Source organism: Mariniflexile aquimaris, from assembly GCF_042676825.1.
Taxonomy (GTDB): Bacteria; Bacteroidota; Bacteroidia; order Flavobacteriales; family Flavobacteriaceae; genus Mariniflexile; species Mariniflexile aquimaris.
In genome coordinates this window covers 755,908-768,835 of record NZ_JBHTIB010000002.1, presented here as the reverse complement: position 1 = coordinate 768,835, position 12,928 = coordinate 755,908, and the positions used below count along the sequence as shown (strand labels likewise).

The window sequence follows — 12,928 nt, the reverse complement described above, 5'->3', positions numbered from 1 at the left end:
CAACATGGCACATTTAGCTATTAAAAATATGGTTTGTAACCGCTGTATAAAAGTGGTTAAAGAGGAATTGATTAAAAACAACATAAATTTCAGTCATGTTGATTTAGGAACCATCTATTTTAAGGAGGATATTTTAGAAGAGGAAAAAGAAAAGTTAAAAACCATACTTGAAAAAGAAGGTTTTGAGTTGGTTGAAGACAAAGAAGCTATTATAGTGGAAAACATAAAATCTATAATAGTTCAAATAATTCATCATGGTAAAGAGAAACCCAGCTTTCAAAATTTTTCCGAGTTTATTTCTTCAGAAATTAATATGGATTATTCTCAATTAAGTAAACTCTTTTCAGAAATAAAAGGAAATACCATAGAGCATTATATCATTGAACAACGAATAGAGCGTGCAAAGGAATTAATTGTTTATAACGAATTAAATTTAAGTCAAATTTCATATGAGTTAAATTACAGTAGCCCTCAGCATTTATCGCGGCAGTTTAAGCAAATTACCGGTTTAACGCCTTCTGAATTCAAAAACATACGAACCAGAAAAAAATTGGATACAATTTAACCAAAATTGTACACAAAAATATTTGAGATTACTATGACCTTTACTTAATAAAAACTTAAAATCATGAAACACACGTATCACATACACGGAATGACATGTAACGGTTGCAGGAGTCATATTGAAGAAACGCTTTCAAAAGTGAAGGGTGTTACAAAAGCATCTGTTAATTTAGAAAAAGCCGAAGCTATTCTGGAAATGGCATCTCATATTCCTATTGAAACATTTCAAGGTGCATTAAAAAATGAAGGAGGCAAATATAGCATCCATAATCCCGGAGAACATCAGCATCATGAAGAAAAAAAGTTAGAAAAACCTGCAGGAAAAGCCACAGGCGTATTTTATTGCCCCATGCACTGCGAAGGTGAAAAAACATATAATCAGGCTGGAGATTGTCCGGTATGCGGAATGGATTTGGTTGAAGAGCGAACCATGGCTTCAGCAAGTGTGCAATTTACTTGCCCGATGCATCCCGAAGTTGTAAAAGATGAACCTGGTTCATGTCCTATTTGCGGCATGGATTTGGTGCCTTTAGAAGCAGGTCTTTCAGAAGAAGATAAAACCTTTAAAAAATTATTAAAAAAGTTCTGGATTGCAGTGGCGTTTACATTGCCTATTTTTTTGATAGCGATGTCAGAAATGATTAGCAATAATCCGCTGTATCAACTTCTAGAACAAACCTATTGGAACTGGGTTCAATTTGCACTATCTATTCCTGTTGTATTTTATGCAACCTGGATGTTTTTTGAACGTGCCTGGGTATCTTTAAAAACCATGAATCTAAATATGTTTACGTTAATTGGTATCGGTTCTGGAATTGCCTGGGTGTTTAGTGTATTTGCTATGTTTTTCCCAAGCGTGTTTCCGGATGCGTTTAAAACACCGCACGGCAATGTATACGTTTATTTTGAAGCAGCTACAGTAATTTTAACATTGGTTTTGTTAGGGCAATTGTTAGAAGCAAAAGCACATAGTCAAACCAGTGGTGCTATTAAAGAATTATTAAAGTTAGTGCCTTCAACCGCAACATTAGTTGAAGATGGAAAAGACAAAGTAATCGCCATTGATAGAATTCAACAGGGTAATTTATTAAGAGTAAAACCAGGCGAAAAAATTCCAGTTGATGGTATTATTGTTGAAGGGCGTAGCCATATAGATGAATCGATGATAACCGGAGAGCCAATTCCTGTTGATAAAGAAATTAATGATAAAGTGAGTTCTGGAACCATTAATGGCACAAAATCATTCATTATGAAAGCCGAAAAAGTAGGTTCAGAAACCTTGCTTTCACAAATTATTCATATGGTTAATACGGCTAGTCGTTCAAAGGCTCCCATTCAAAAATTAGCAGATAGAATTTCAAAATATTTTGTACCAATTGTAATAATTGTATCTATAATTACTTTTATTACTTGGGCAGTATTTGGTCCAGAGCCAGCCTATGTATTTGCGTTTGTAAATGCTATAGCAGTATTAATTATTGCGTGTCCGTGTGCCTTAGGATTGGCAACTCCCATGTCTGTAATGGTAGGCGTTGGTCGTGGTGCGCAATCTGGCGTATTGATAAAAAATGCAGAGGCTCTTGAAAAAATGAATAAAGTAGATACGCTTATTGTTGATAAAACTGGAACTATCACAGAAGGTAAACCTTCGGTTGAAAAAGTTATTTCTACAGGTAATCTTGATGAAGAGACTTTGCTTCAATATATTACTTCGCTAAATCAGTATAGCGAACATCCTTTAGCCGAAGCTGTTGTAAATTATGGCAAATCGAAGCATATTTCAATTGCTAAAGCGAGTGATTTTGAAACCATTGCTGGAAAAGGGGTTGTTGGAATCGTTGATAGTAATAAAATAGCCTTAGGCAATGCAAAGTTATTGGAGCAATTATCAATTTCTATTTCTGATGATTTATTCAAAAAAGTAGAAAACGAACAGCAACAAGGAAAAACAGTTTCAAATATCGCAGTTGATAATGCTGCCGTTGGATATGTCACCATTTTTGATGCTATTAAAATAACCAGTAAGAATGCCATTAAAGAATTGCAATATTTAGGTATTGATGTTATTATGCTAACGGGCGATAATGCAAACACAGCAAAAGCCGTAGCAGAGCAGTTGAATTTAAAACACTATAAAGCGGAATGTCTTCCAGAAGACAAACTAAACGAAATTAAACGTCTTCAAGAAGAAGGAAAAGTTGTTGCTATGGCGGGAGACGGGATTAATGATGCGCCAGCATTAGCGCAAGCGGATGTTGGTATAGCCATGGGAACAGGAACCGATGTGGCTATTGAGAGTGCATCGATTACACTGGTAAAAGGCGATTTGCAAGGTATTGTTAAAGCAAAGAAACTAAGTCATGGCGTTGTTAAAAATATTAAGCAAAATCTGTTTTTTGCTTTTGTTTACAATGTTTTAGGAGTACCCATTGCTGCAGGCGTATTATATCCTGTGTTTGGGTTGTTGTTATCACCTATGATTGCGGCACTGGCTATGAGCTTTAGTTCGGTTTCTGTGATTGGAAATGCTCTACGATTGAGGAAGATTAATATTGGATTATAAATTTAATACTAATCTTTATTTTTTTCGTGCTAATTTCCGTGGAGTTTCCGATGGTTTTCGTACCTCATTTTGTGTTAACCTTTATTAATAATAAAGAAAAATATATTTTCTTTATTGGAATTTTTGCACATATTTACAAATGTATTTTTGTCTTTTTTGCAATAGGCATCACGTTACTAACATATTTTTTGGTAAATGATTAGTTTTTAGCGATTGATTGTACAGAGCCTTAATTTTCTTAGTAATTTTTGGTCCATGTGCTTTGGTTGTTTCTACTCCTTTGGGTATTTTGTGGATTGGGAGCAGCTTCAAAAAATGGAATTTTATTTAAAGGGCTTCATTTTTGGATACCATGCCAAAAACAAACACTTTAGTAATGGACAAAACAGGAATGGCTGCAAAAGGTATTTTCAAAATCAAAGTAATCAAAGCTATTGGTTGGGATGAAAAAGAGTTTATAAATATCTTATGACTATGGAAGAGCATTCAACGCATCCCTTAGCAAAAGCCTTTATGGATTACAAAGAGAATGGAGAAGTTAATGCACAAGAAGGTCTGAAAGTGCGGGTAAAGGCTCAAAATATTCTTTAATGATAAAATAGTTTTTGCAGATAATAAAGCCTTAATGAATTTCAATCATATAATAGTTTTGAAATAAATAGATACTATTACAGAGTTATATTATTAGTAGGAATATGATTCATATAAATGAATTTCTTTCGAAATATTTTATGTTAGAAGCATATAAGAGACCAATACTACACTAATTACAACACAAATTATAAAGAGGGTCACAGCCCAAGTAGGATAAATTTTAGCTTGGTCAATTTTGGCATTAAAACGGCTTTCAAAACTTTCTATCATGTTTTTAAGTTTTGTCATTTCTTTTTGATGGTCAGCAATGAGAGTTTTATATTCCGACACATCCATTTGGATTTTCAGATCATTTAATTGCTGGCTGATTGACTCCAGTTTTTCGATGTTCTTATTGAATTGATGGAGTTCATTTACCAATAAAGCAGATAATTCTTCCAGTTTTGTCATGATTGTTATGTTTAATTAATATCCTATGTCGATGCCTTTATCGATGGCTCTTTTAATAATGAACTTGGTAATCTTTAAAGCTAAGTTTGGTGTCAAGTCAACTACTTTACCAGCGAGTTTGATACTTACATTGTTTTCTTTTAAAATACGTGCACCTTGAATCCCAGATATCTGTTTGCCAATATTACCTAGAGACATATTCCGATGGACTTCACTGCCTTTTAGGTTTTGACCATCAAACTCAAACCGAAAGCCTTGCAATTTGTTTTGGTTGTTTATGGTTGGTATTACTTTTACGCCATTAACCTGCATGGATTTTACATAATCATCAAAGGATTTGGGCTGAAATTGTTTCATGGTCAGGTCATGTCTTCTTTTAATTTCTGTTCTTATTTCTCTTAGATTAAATTCCTTTTCAAATTGCACTTGTTTAACCGTGGTCAATCCCATCTGTTCCGCCACTTTTTCTGCTGCTTGTTGACTGCGTTTTCCAATAAAACTATCGTTATAAGCAATGCCTCTAAAATCAATCCGATTCACATATAAATGGATGTGCTTATGCTCCTTGTCTTGATGCACAAAAGCAATGGCTTGACGTTCCCCGAGTTTCATTTCATGTATAAAACGCTCTGTAATTTCCTTTAGCTCCTTTGGTTCTAATTGTTTGCCATCTTCAATCGTTGGACTAATAACAAATGACAAGGTGTTCTTTGTACAATGATAGTTCTGGTCCTGGATCATTTTAAACTCTCTGGTGATTTCTGCAGGTGAATCGCCATGCAAAAATTCCTTTAATACAATTTCGGCATCCTTTTCCTGGCTCCATCCGTAGGACATCGAAGCTCTGGTATGCGAAATACTTTTTCCTTTGCCAATCATTCCTGAAATTTTTTAAGATGGTCTTTTATTTTGTTGGCTAATTCATGTACAGCTTCCATGAGTTTGGGATCTCTCTTTTTAAACATGTTGCCAATGGACTTAAAATTGTTGTGGTATTTGATAAGCATTTTATAAAGTTCGATGTGCTCATCTGTGAAACGTTCTGTAATATCTTGTTCTAAAGCTACCCTTCTAAAATATTCACTTAAGGTTAATCCGCATCTTGCTGCTTTAACTTTCAGAAGCTTCTTTTCGTAAATAGAACATCTAAATTTAACGAGGTCACCTTTCCCATTAAACACTCTTTTTTCACTGCGACCAAGGGGAGCAGACAAGGTTGTGTCCACAGACACACATCTTGAATTCCTCCCCAAGACCATTTCCGTTTCAGAATTAGTTATTTCTAGCCACAATTCAATAACATCAGAATTATGAAATGCATCGGTCGGAAGTATTAATATGCGTTCCTTTTCTGTTTCCGTTTGTTGATTTTTAATGTCCACTAATTTTCTGCTTTTCATAACAAATAAATTCATTTAGATCTTTGAAATTTTTATAGGTTGAACTTTTGTCAATAGTGTTATTATACTTGTCCAACAGGTATTTTGTAGTATGCATTCCAGAAGCATCATTATCTAAATAGAGGTTGATTTTATCATAACTATGAATGCACCCTTCCATATCTTTAATAAAAGCAATAGAGTTCAAAACAATGATGTCTGAAGCTATTAACAGACTTTCTTTTATCATGGCCAATGATAACAAATCGAACATACCTTCCAAAATGATTAATTGCTTATGATTGTTTTTGAGAGATGTATAAGATTTTGGGCTGCTGCTGTTTTTATAGAACTTGTTTCGCAACTCCCAGCCATTTTTGTGATTCTGTAATCCGATGGCAAAAAAATGAGCGTTTTTATACCCATACCAAACCTCTTTACAATAGGCCTTGGCAATGGCTATTGAAATTCCCCTGGAACTTAGATATTGAATTAAGGCAGGATGTGTTAACTCTTGAATTTTGGTTATATCAATCTGGGTTTCATTATCATTAAAAACCTTTTGCTGCTGAAATGAAAAATTGGTTACGTCATTGTTTAAATAGTCCAAGGTTTCCTTTATGGAACACTTTAAAATCTTACAAACTAAATCTATCACGTTTCCGCCTATTCCTTCGCCATGGTCGTACCATCGGTTGTTGGTTTTAGAGACTTTAAAAGAGGCTTGGGCTTCTGACCTGAAAGGACTCAGAAACCAAGCTTCTTTTTCCGTTGTCCTTTTGGGAAAGTGCCCTAATTTTTCCAGTGTTTTTATCACTGAAAAATCTCGGGCTGTTTCACAATTTATTTTTCTTTTCATTAGCCTGTGTGTTTTAGGTGATTTTTTAAAACTTTACTCTGTCATCATTATTTTTTTGATGACAAAATGATGACAGTTTGATGACAGTCTTAGACCTTTTAAACACTAGGATTCTAAGACTCTGTCATCGTTTCATCAAAAAAATAATGATTTGGTGGGTGTATTTCTTTTTCATCAGCGTTTATAATTAGAAATGATGAGTAACCGCTTGTATTACCTGTAAACAATACATTTCCATGTCATCATTTAGTCATCATTTCATCTTTTTGCTAGGCCTCACCAAAATGCTCCATCAAAAAATCCTTGTTTATGGAATAGTATCTTCCCTTAGCATCAGTCAACCCCATCCCTCCGTCCTGCCAGATCATTAATTTCCTATAGGCCATTGAGTTTTTTTGATTCGCTAGTTTCCAATCCTTTTTAATTATATGTCTCAATTGAGTAAGATCCGTTTTGATACGGGTGCGACTCAATAGCTGAAGAGCATCTAGAGGGCATAAACGTATTTCTTCTAACTCCAAGGTTTCCATGGCACTAAAAATAATACTTGCAAGTTCCTTCTCTACACGATTTCTGTTGTTCTGCATTAAGTTTTCCAAAGCTTTGGTCTTAATTTGTGAAGGCGAAAACCACATCCGGGTTTTATTGGGACTAATTAATTCTCGATGTCGCAAATGATAAAGAAATGCTGCTATTTCAGATTTCAAATATTCTAGAAATCTTGTTTCCTCTTTTTTTAAGGAAGGTATCTTTAATACCCAAAAACGAGTTTCATTGTTATCTATCTTAATAAAATTATCCTCGTTGTTACTACAAAGAATAAACTTTCCAAAGAACTCTACCTCTCTTTTGTCTTTCCCCTTAGCTTCTAGTTTATTGAAATTGGTAGTACTCAGATATTTAATCCGTTCTGTCAATTCTTCTTTGTTGAAAAGCACCTCGTCTATACAAATCAAAAGCTTATTCGCCCAATCTGCATTGAATTGGCTACTGAAACTATCATTGGTTAAATAGGTCAAATTATTATCGAAAACCATTTTTAGCCATTTTAGAAAGGTAGTCTTGCCTGTAGACCGTTCTTTGGAGACTAAGCAAAGTATTGGTAATATCTGGATAGGCTTTTCGAATAACAGCTGTAAATAATCCATCCCTATATTCAACTGCTCACCGAAAATATGATGCAACAATTCTAAAGTATAAGGAAAATCGCCTTCTTCAAGTTTATGAGGTAAAGGAGCATAGGTGTTGTAGAAACCATGACATTCCTGTTCAAAGTGAACATGGCTCGGAATACAGGTGAATCCATCATATTTTTTAATTGTACCAATAAAACTTCTTCCATGATCTTGTCGAATTGTCTCCAGTGTCCACGGCACAATAATTTCGTTAAAATGCCCAGCAATAGTTGGAACATGTACCAATTTATAATAGCTCGTTCCAACTCGGATGTATGTGGTATCTTTCATAATCCTGGTTTTCTATTCCGCAGAAGTTGTTCATTGAACTGCAATTCTAAAAATTCATCGGATAGGTTGGGTTCTCCTAAAAGCCAGTTATCAATTTCTTCTTTACTGAAAAATAGTTGACGGATGTGCTTGTTTTTACCTGTTGGTATGAGTTTTAACTGGGAGAGTTTGTAAATCTTGCTCTTAGATAGACCTGTATATTTAACAAGGTCATCGATGTTGAATACTTTTTTGGTGTGTGAAAGCAGACCTTTGATATCCTTCAATAAGTCCACCACATTTTCTTGCTCATTCATAATCTTTTTATTAAGAATTAATAATGAGTAAAAGGCCTTTTACAATGATTGTACAAGACAAACTTATGACGTTAAATACAGTAAAAACAATAGAGAAATAACGATTGCTTTAGAATTGCTCTAAGTTTTCTTTATAAAAATTAAGAAGTATAACTATTAGGCGATACCTAATGCTTTAGAAATGTCTTTTCGCACATCATCATACTTACCTTCATTAGTGCTGGAACACCATTTTGAATAACTGGAAGGAAGTGTGCTTGGATTAATTTCAGCATCTTGAAACGTAAACCTTTCGGAGATGAGCATATTCAATGACTCTTTGGGTTTTGTGTCCATCCTAAAGATTCCGCCACGAATTATCAAATCCAAAAAAGTAAATAAAAAGCGAATGTTTCCTGTTTGTTTGTTCTTTGGGGTTTCCCTGATTACTATTTTTTGTTCTGCGGGTAGTCCATTAACCAGTCTAAGAAGGTTTTCAATATCATAACTATCAAAACCAAAAAAAACAGTATCAATTTTTGATATAGACAATTGCAAAAAAGTAAAGCCTTGAACATTGCTTTTAAACAATACCTCGGATTTGAACCATGTAATCACTAGTAATAAGGTCAAACTGAACAACAAGATAACAAATAGATAACTTGCTATAACTTGAATGAGAGAATAGGTAGAAGTGGAAATTAAAAAATAAAGGGTCAATGGTAATATGCCAAAGATAATTACTACGACAGCAGAAAGTCTATTTGTTGTTAACGAAGAATGCCTAAGCCAAAGAAGTTTCAAATCCTTTCTGCTTTTATATAGCCGACTTGCCAATATTTCACCTAATCGTTCCATATCATAAAGATAAGAATAAATGAAAGCAAAAGTAAGAGCAATTGTTGTACAGATGTTGTACTGGTGTAAAAAAAGAAAACCTTTCAATCTCTTGAAAGGCTTGTCTTTGTTGACGTGGTCCCACCTGGGCTCGAACCAGGGACCACCTGATTATGAGTCAGGTGCTCTAACCAACTGAGCTATAGGACCGATTTCGCAGAAAAACTATTTAAATAGTGTTCCTATTGAAATTGGCTGCGAATTTAATACTATTTTTATAACTCTACAAGAAAATTTTTCTTTTAAAATAAATTCTTCACAAAGCTTTAATGGTACACCCTTAGTAGGGTTATTATATAAAAATCAACTCGCTAATTATCAACATCCTTTTTGTTTAATTTTCTTAAAATACCAAATTCATTTTTTGTTACACATTTTATAAAAGCCGCCATTATTTCAAATCACGATGCCATATTCGCTTAAATTGATGTCTGTTTACTTAATCAAACGCTCTTTTCAAATGCCGATTTTTGGTTCGATTTATAATATTTACAAATCGTATTTATATATGATTAAAAAAATAGCAATTCACAGAACAATACAAAATTTACAACTCAACAGTAATTTAATCTTTAAATAACCGTATTTTTGCATTCTAAAGCTTTAAAATGAGTAACGTAGAGGAAAGTCAAAGACAAAAAAAAATAGGATCGGTTTTACAACGCGATTTGGTTGAAGTACTGCAAGGCGCTGCCACACAAGGCGGTATGCACGGTATTTTAATATCGGTTTCAAAAGTAAAAGTAACAGTAGATTTAGGCGTAGCTAAAGTATACCTAAGTATTTTTCCTAACGATAAAGCCAAAGAACTGCTTGTTGGTATAAAATCTAACACGCCATTAATTCGTCACGAATTAGCGCAACGCACCAAGCACCAGCTAAGACGCATGCCTAACTTAGAGTTTTTTATAGACGACTCTTTAGAGTATATCGACCAAATAGATAAATCTTTAAAAGGTGAAGAAAACCCTATTAAAGACCCAAGTATTCTAGATAAAAGAAAAAAATCGTAATTAAACTTTTAACCCTAAATTTTATTGTTTTTTATGGTTGGTTTAAACATTCTTAAAACTAAATATTTTTCGTAATACTAGAATTTATGAATGTTTCTCTTTACATAGCCAAACGTTATTTACGCTCTAAAAGCAGCAACAATGCCATTAATTTTATTACCATAATAGCTATTGTTGGTGTTATTCTAGGTGCTGCTTCTTTATTTATTGTACTTTCTGGTTTCGCTGGTTTAAAAGATTTTACGCTGCAATTTTCTAGTGTTGTTGATCCCGATTTAAAAGCCGAAACCACCAAAGGAAAATCCTTTATTTTAACCGAAAGTGAAATTGCGAAACTTAACACATTAGAAGATATTGCTCATTATTCGAAAATTGTTGAAGAGCGTGTTGTAATTTCCTCCGAAGATAAAAACGCATTAGTTGTATTAAAAGGAGTTGACCGCCAATTTCAGAATGTTGTAACCATTGATTCTGTTATTGATCGTGGCAATTGGTTAGAACAAGAATCGCGACAAATAGTAGTGGGTTGGGGTATTTCTAATAATTTATCGCTTGGCATTTTAGACTTCACAAAACCCATAAACATATATGTTCCAAAACCAGGCACCGGACAAATTACTTCTACCAAAAACGCCTTTAATAGTGTGAAAACGGTTAGTGTGGGTGTGTTTTTTGTTAACGAAAAACTTAACGACTCATATGTATTTGCTTCTATAGATTTAGCTCAAAACTTACTGAATTATCAGCCCAATCAAATTTCGGCTATTGAGTTTAAGCTTAAAGAAGGTGCGGATGAAACCATTGTAAAACAAAAAATTCAAGACATTTTAGGCGCAAAAGTAGTTTTAAAAAACCGCGCACAATTAAACGATGCGCTTTACAAAATGCTCAATACAGAAAACTTAGCGGTCTACTTAATTTTTACGCTGGTATTAATTATTGCGTTTTTTAATGTAATAGGGTCTTTAATTATGATGATGCTCGACAAAAAACGAAGCTTAAACACCTTATATAACATAGGGGTAACCGTAAGAGATATTCGCCGAATTTTCTTTTTTCAAGGTAGCTTAATGAGTGTTGTAGGCGGCTTTATTGGTTTAATTGTAAGCTTAATAATTATCTTTCTTCAAAAAACATTTTCGTTGGTTATGATAACGCCGTCGCTACCCTATCCTGTTACGGTAAAACCCGAAAATTTGTTACTCGTATTTGTCACCATTTCGGTTTTAGGCATTATTGCTTCTAAAATAGCCTCGGTACGAATTTCAAAATCGTTAGTAGAAGGGCATTAATTTGGGCGAGTTGCCATAAAAAATGGCAAACAGGCTTTCACAACTCGCTTTTTTTGTGAAAAACAAAAAAGAGCTCAAACAATTGTTCAATCCTTCTCGCGGTGTTTGCCAAAGTTGTTGTTAATTCGATAAAATCGGTTTCTTTATAATCTTTATTTTATTTTTAAAAAAACCAACTCGATTTCATTCCTGACGCATCGAGATGAATCCACTTCTCCTTTAAAAGGAGGAGAATTTACTTCCTATTTATAATCTTCTTTAAAATAAATTCTATTTAAGTTAATCACTAAACTCCTTCCCTTAACAAGGGAAGGTGGATTTCAATGCCCCAGCATTGAAAGACGGAAGGGTTTTAAAACTAATGTAGTCTGTGTACATTTTACTTGCATAAACCATCATCGAAGGTCTTTAGCTTGCAAAAGCGATTGCAGTGGTAGCTTTTGGCGAGGCGTGCATCGAGCCAAAACTATAACGGAAAGCGCGGTGGCTTGCCATTTGCCCAAAAACTACTCGGTAAATTGGAAATCTGCGAACTGTTCCAGCACCTCATCAAAAGCTGCAAAAACATCTTCCGGTTGGTCGCTGGTTACCATTTTTGTTCGTAATTCTTTAAAATGTGGAATGTTTTTAAAGTAGTTGGTATAATGGCGACGGGTTTCGAAAACACCCAATGTTTCACCTTTCCAAGCTATGGCCATTTGCAGGTGTCTGCGAGCAGCTTCTACACGTTCTTCTATAGAAATTGGCGCTAAATGTTCGCCGGTTTTAAAAAAGTGTTTTACTTGTTTAAAAAACCAAGGATTCCCTATGCTGGCGCGCCCAATCATGGCGCCATCCAAACCGTAGCTATCGCGCATTTCTACAGCTTTTTCGGGAGTATCTACATCGCCATTCCCGAATACAGGAATGTGCATTCGTGGGTTATTTTTAACATCGGCAATGGGTTTCCAATCGGCATTGCCTTTATACATTTGTGCGCGCGTTCTGCCATGTATGGCAATGGCTTTACAACCTACATCTTGTAATCTTTCGGCAACCTCAACAATTCTAATAGAGTCGTGATCCCACCCTAAACGCGTTTTTACGGTTATGGGAATGTTGGTGCGTTTTACCATTTCGGCAGTAAGTTGTTCCATGAGGCAAACATCTTTTAAAATGCCCGCGCCCGCGCCTTTACTTACTACTTTTTTTACTGGGCAACCAAAATTTATGTCGATAATATCTGGCTTAGATTCTGCTACAATATCTATGGTTTGCAGCATGCTTTCTAAATTGGCTCCAAAGATTTGAATACCAACCGGACGCTCCTTTTCATAAATATCTAACTTCATAACGCTTTTTGCGGCATTACGAATTAAGCCTTCGCTCGATACAAATTCGGTATAAACTACATCGGCACCTTGCTCCTTGCACAAGGCACGAAACGGTGGATCGCTAACATCTTCCATGGGCGCTAACAGCAATGGAAAATCTGGAAGTTCTATGTTATCTATTTTTACCAAGTAAATTTATTTTGCGCAAAATTAAGGTTTTTTAATTAAAATAAAACATTGAAGAAATCTCGGGTATATTTTTG

The 12,928-nt window shown here is 34.6% G+C and carries 12 protein-coding genes, 1 tRNA gene and 1 pseudogene; 5 read left to right on the top strand and 9 right to left on the bottom strand.

All coding sequences use genetic code 11. The features are described from left to right. The first annotated feature begins 4 nt into the window (after positions 1-4). The 3 genes and pseudogenes from ACFQ0I_RS03455 to ACFQ0I_RS03445 all read left to right on the top strand — a co-directional run. Positions 5-565: a helix-turn-helix domain-containing protein gene (locus ACFQ0I_RS03455; RefSeq protein ID WP_379939359.1), complete on the top strand. Its 561-nt coding sequence runs from the start codon at positions 5-7 to the stop codon at positions 563-565. 63 nt (positions 566-628) lie between these two features. Then, entirely contained in the window at positions 629-3,127 is a 2,499-nt protein-coding gene (locus tag ACFQ0I_RS03450; protein ID WP_379939357.1) for a heavy metal translocating P-type ATPase, read from the top strand. Positions 3,128-3,219: 92 nt separating this feature from the next. Further along, positions 3,220-3,776: pseudogene (locus ACFQ0I_RS03445) on the top strand (heavy metal translocating P-type ATPase); the annotation flags it as partial. Between the two features lie 80 nt (positions 3,777-3,856). Here ACFQ0I_RS03445 and ACFQ0I_RS03440 read toward each other — a convergent pair. From ACFQ0I_RS03440 to ACFQ0I_RS03405, 8 genes are all read right to left on the bottom strand, one after another. After that, entirely contained in the window at positions 3,857-4,171 is a 315-nt protein-coding gene (locus tag ACFQ0I_RS03440; protein ID WP_379939355.1) for a DUF6730 family protein, read from the bottom strand. Between the two features lie 15 nt (positions 4,172-4,186). Beyond that, complete coding sequence (locus ACFQ0I_RS03435) at positions 4,187-5,050, bottom strand: relaxase/mobilization nuclease domain-containing protein (RefSeq protein WP_379939353.1); 864 nt, start codon at positions 5,048-5,050, stop codon at positions 4,187-4,189. Beyond that, entirely contained in the window at positions 5,047-5,571 is a 525-nt protein-coding gene (mbpA, locus tag ACFQ0I_RS03430) for a mobilization protein MbpA (protein WP_379939351.1), read from the bottom strand. The genes ACFQ0I_RS03435 and mbpA overlap by 4 nt, the downstream gene beginning before the upstream one ends. Next, the gene (locus ACFQ0I_RS03425; RefSeq protein ID WP_379939349.1) at positions 5,543-6,409 is read right to left on the bottom strand and encodes a toprim domain-containing protein; all 867 of its coding nucleotides are present in this window, start codon (positions 6,407-6,409) and stop codon (positions 5,543-5,545) included. Before ACFQ0I_RS03425 ends, mbpA begins: the two co-directional genes overlap by 29 nt. Positions 6,410-6,678: 269 nt before the next feature. Next, the gene (locus ACFQ0I_RS03420; protein ID WP_379939347.1) at positions 6,679-7,875 is read right to left on the bottom strand and encodes a primase-helicase family protein; all 1,197 of its coding nucleotides are present in this window, start codon (positions 7,873-7,875) and stop codon (positions 6,679-6,681) included. Then, positions 7,872-8,171 carry a helix-turn-helix transcriptional regulator gene (locus ACFQ0I_RS03415; protein WP_379939345.1) on the bottom strand — a complete coding sequence of 100 codons (300 nt, stop codon included), beginning with the start codon at positions 8,169-8,171 and terminating at the stop codon, positions 7,872-7,874. Before ACFQ0I_RS03415 ends, ACFQ0I_RS03420 begins: the two co-directional genes overlap by 4 nt. A 156-nt stretch (positions 8,172-8,327) precedes the next feature. After that, on the bottom strand, positions 8,328-9,008 hold the full coding sequence (locus ACFQ0I_RS03410) for a hypothetical protein (protein WP_379939344.1): 681 nt from the start codon (positions 9,006-9,008) through the stop codon (positions 8,328-8,330). 115 nt (positions 9,009-9,123) lie between these two features. Continuing rightward, positions 9,124-9,197 (bottom strand) — tRNA-Ile (locus ACFQ0I_RS03405). A gap of 458 nt (positions 9,198-9,655) precedes the next feature. Here ACFQ0I_RS03405 and rbfA point away from each other — a divergent pair. Further along, positions 9,656-10,060, top strand: coding sequence for a 30S ribosome-binding factor RbfA (gene rbfA / locus ACFQ0I_RS03400; protein ID WP_379939342.1), 405 nt, complete (start codon positions 9,656-9,658; stop codon positions 10,058-10,060). Between the two features lie 86 nt (positions 10,061-10,146). Then, on the top strand, positions 10,147-11,352 hold the full coding sequence (locus ACFQ0I_RS03395) for an ABC transporter permease (protein WP_379939340.1): 1,206 nt from the start codon (positions 10,147-10,149) through the stop codon (positions 11,350-11,352). 506 nt (positions 11,353-11,858) lie between these two features. On the opposite strand, the gene dusB is transcribed toward ACFQ0I_RS03395, so the two are convergent. After that, the gene (dusB, locus tag ACFQ0I_RS03390; RefSeq protein ID WP_379939339.1) at positions 11,859-12,854 is read right to left on the bottom strand and encodes a tRNA dihydrouridine synthase DusB; all 996 of its coding nucleotides are present in this window, start codon (positions 12,852-12,854) and stop codon (positions 11,859-11,861) included. Between the last annotated feature and the right edge of the window lie 74 nt (positions 12,855-12,928).

Coding starts and splice junctions, on each gene's coding strand:
- ACFQ0I_RS03410 (WP_379939344.1), bottom strand. CDS start 9,008: ATGGAACGATTAGGTGAAATATTGGCAAGTCGGCTATATAAAAGCAGA.
- ACFQ0I_RS03435 (WP_379939353.1), bottom strand. CDS start 5,050: ATGATTGGCAAAGGAAAAAGTATTTCGCATACCAGAGCTTCGATGTCC.
- ACFQ0I_RS03425 (WP_379939349.1), bottom strand. CDS start 6,409: ATGAAAAGAAAAATAAATTGTGAAACAGCCCGAGATTTTTCAGTGATA.
- ACFQ0I_RS03395 (WP_379939340.1), top strand. CDS start 10,147: ATGAATGTTTCTCTTTACATAGCCAAACGTTATTTACGCTCTAAAAGC.
- mbpA (WP_379939351.1), bottom strand. CDS start 5,571: ATGAAAAGCAGAAAATTAGTGGACATTAAAAATCAACAAACGGAAACA.
- ACFQ0I_RS03450 (WP_379939357.1), top strand. CDS start 629: ATGAAACACACGTATCACATACACGGAATGACATGTAACGGTTGCAGG.
- ACFQ0I_RS03415 (WP_379939345.1), bottom strand. CDS start 8,171: ATGAATGAGCAAGAAAATGTGGTGGACTTATTGAAGGATATCAAAGGT.
- ACFQ0I_RS03440 (WP_379939355.1), bottom strand. CDS start 4,171: ATGACAAAACTGGAAGAATTATCTGCTTTATTGGTAAATGAACTCCAT.
- rbfA (WP_379939342.1), top strand. CDS start 9,656: ATGAGTAACGTAGAGGAAAGTCAAAGACAAAAAAAAATAGGATCGGTT.
- ACFQ0I_RS03455 (WP_379939359.1), top strand. CDS start 5: ATGGCACATTTAGCTATTAAAAATATGGTTTGTAACCGCTGTATAAAA.
- ACFQ0I_RS03420 (WP_379939347.1), bottom strand. CDS start 7,875: ATGAAAGATACCACATACATCCGAGTTGGAACGAGCTATTATAAATTG.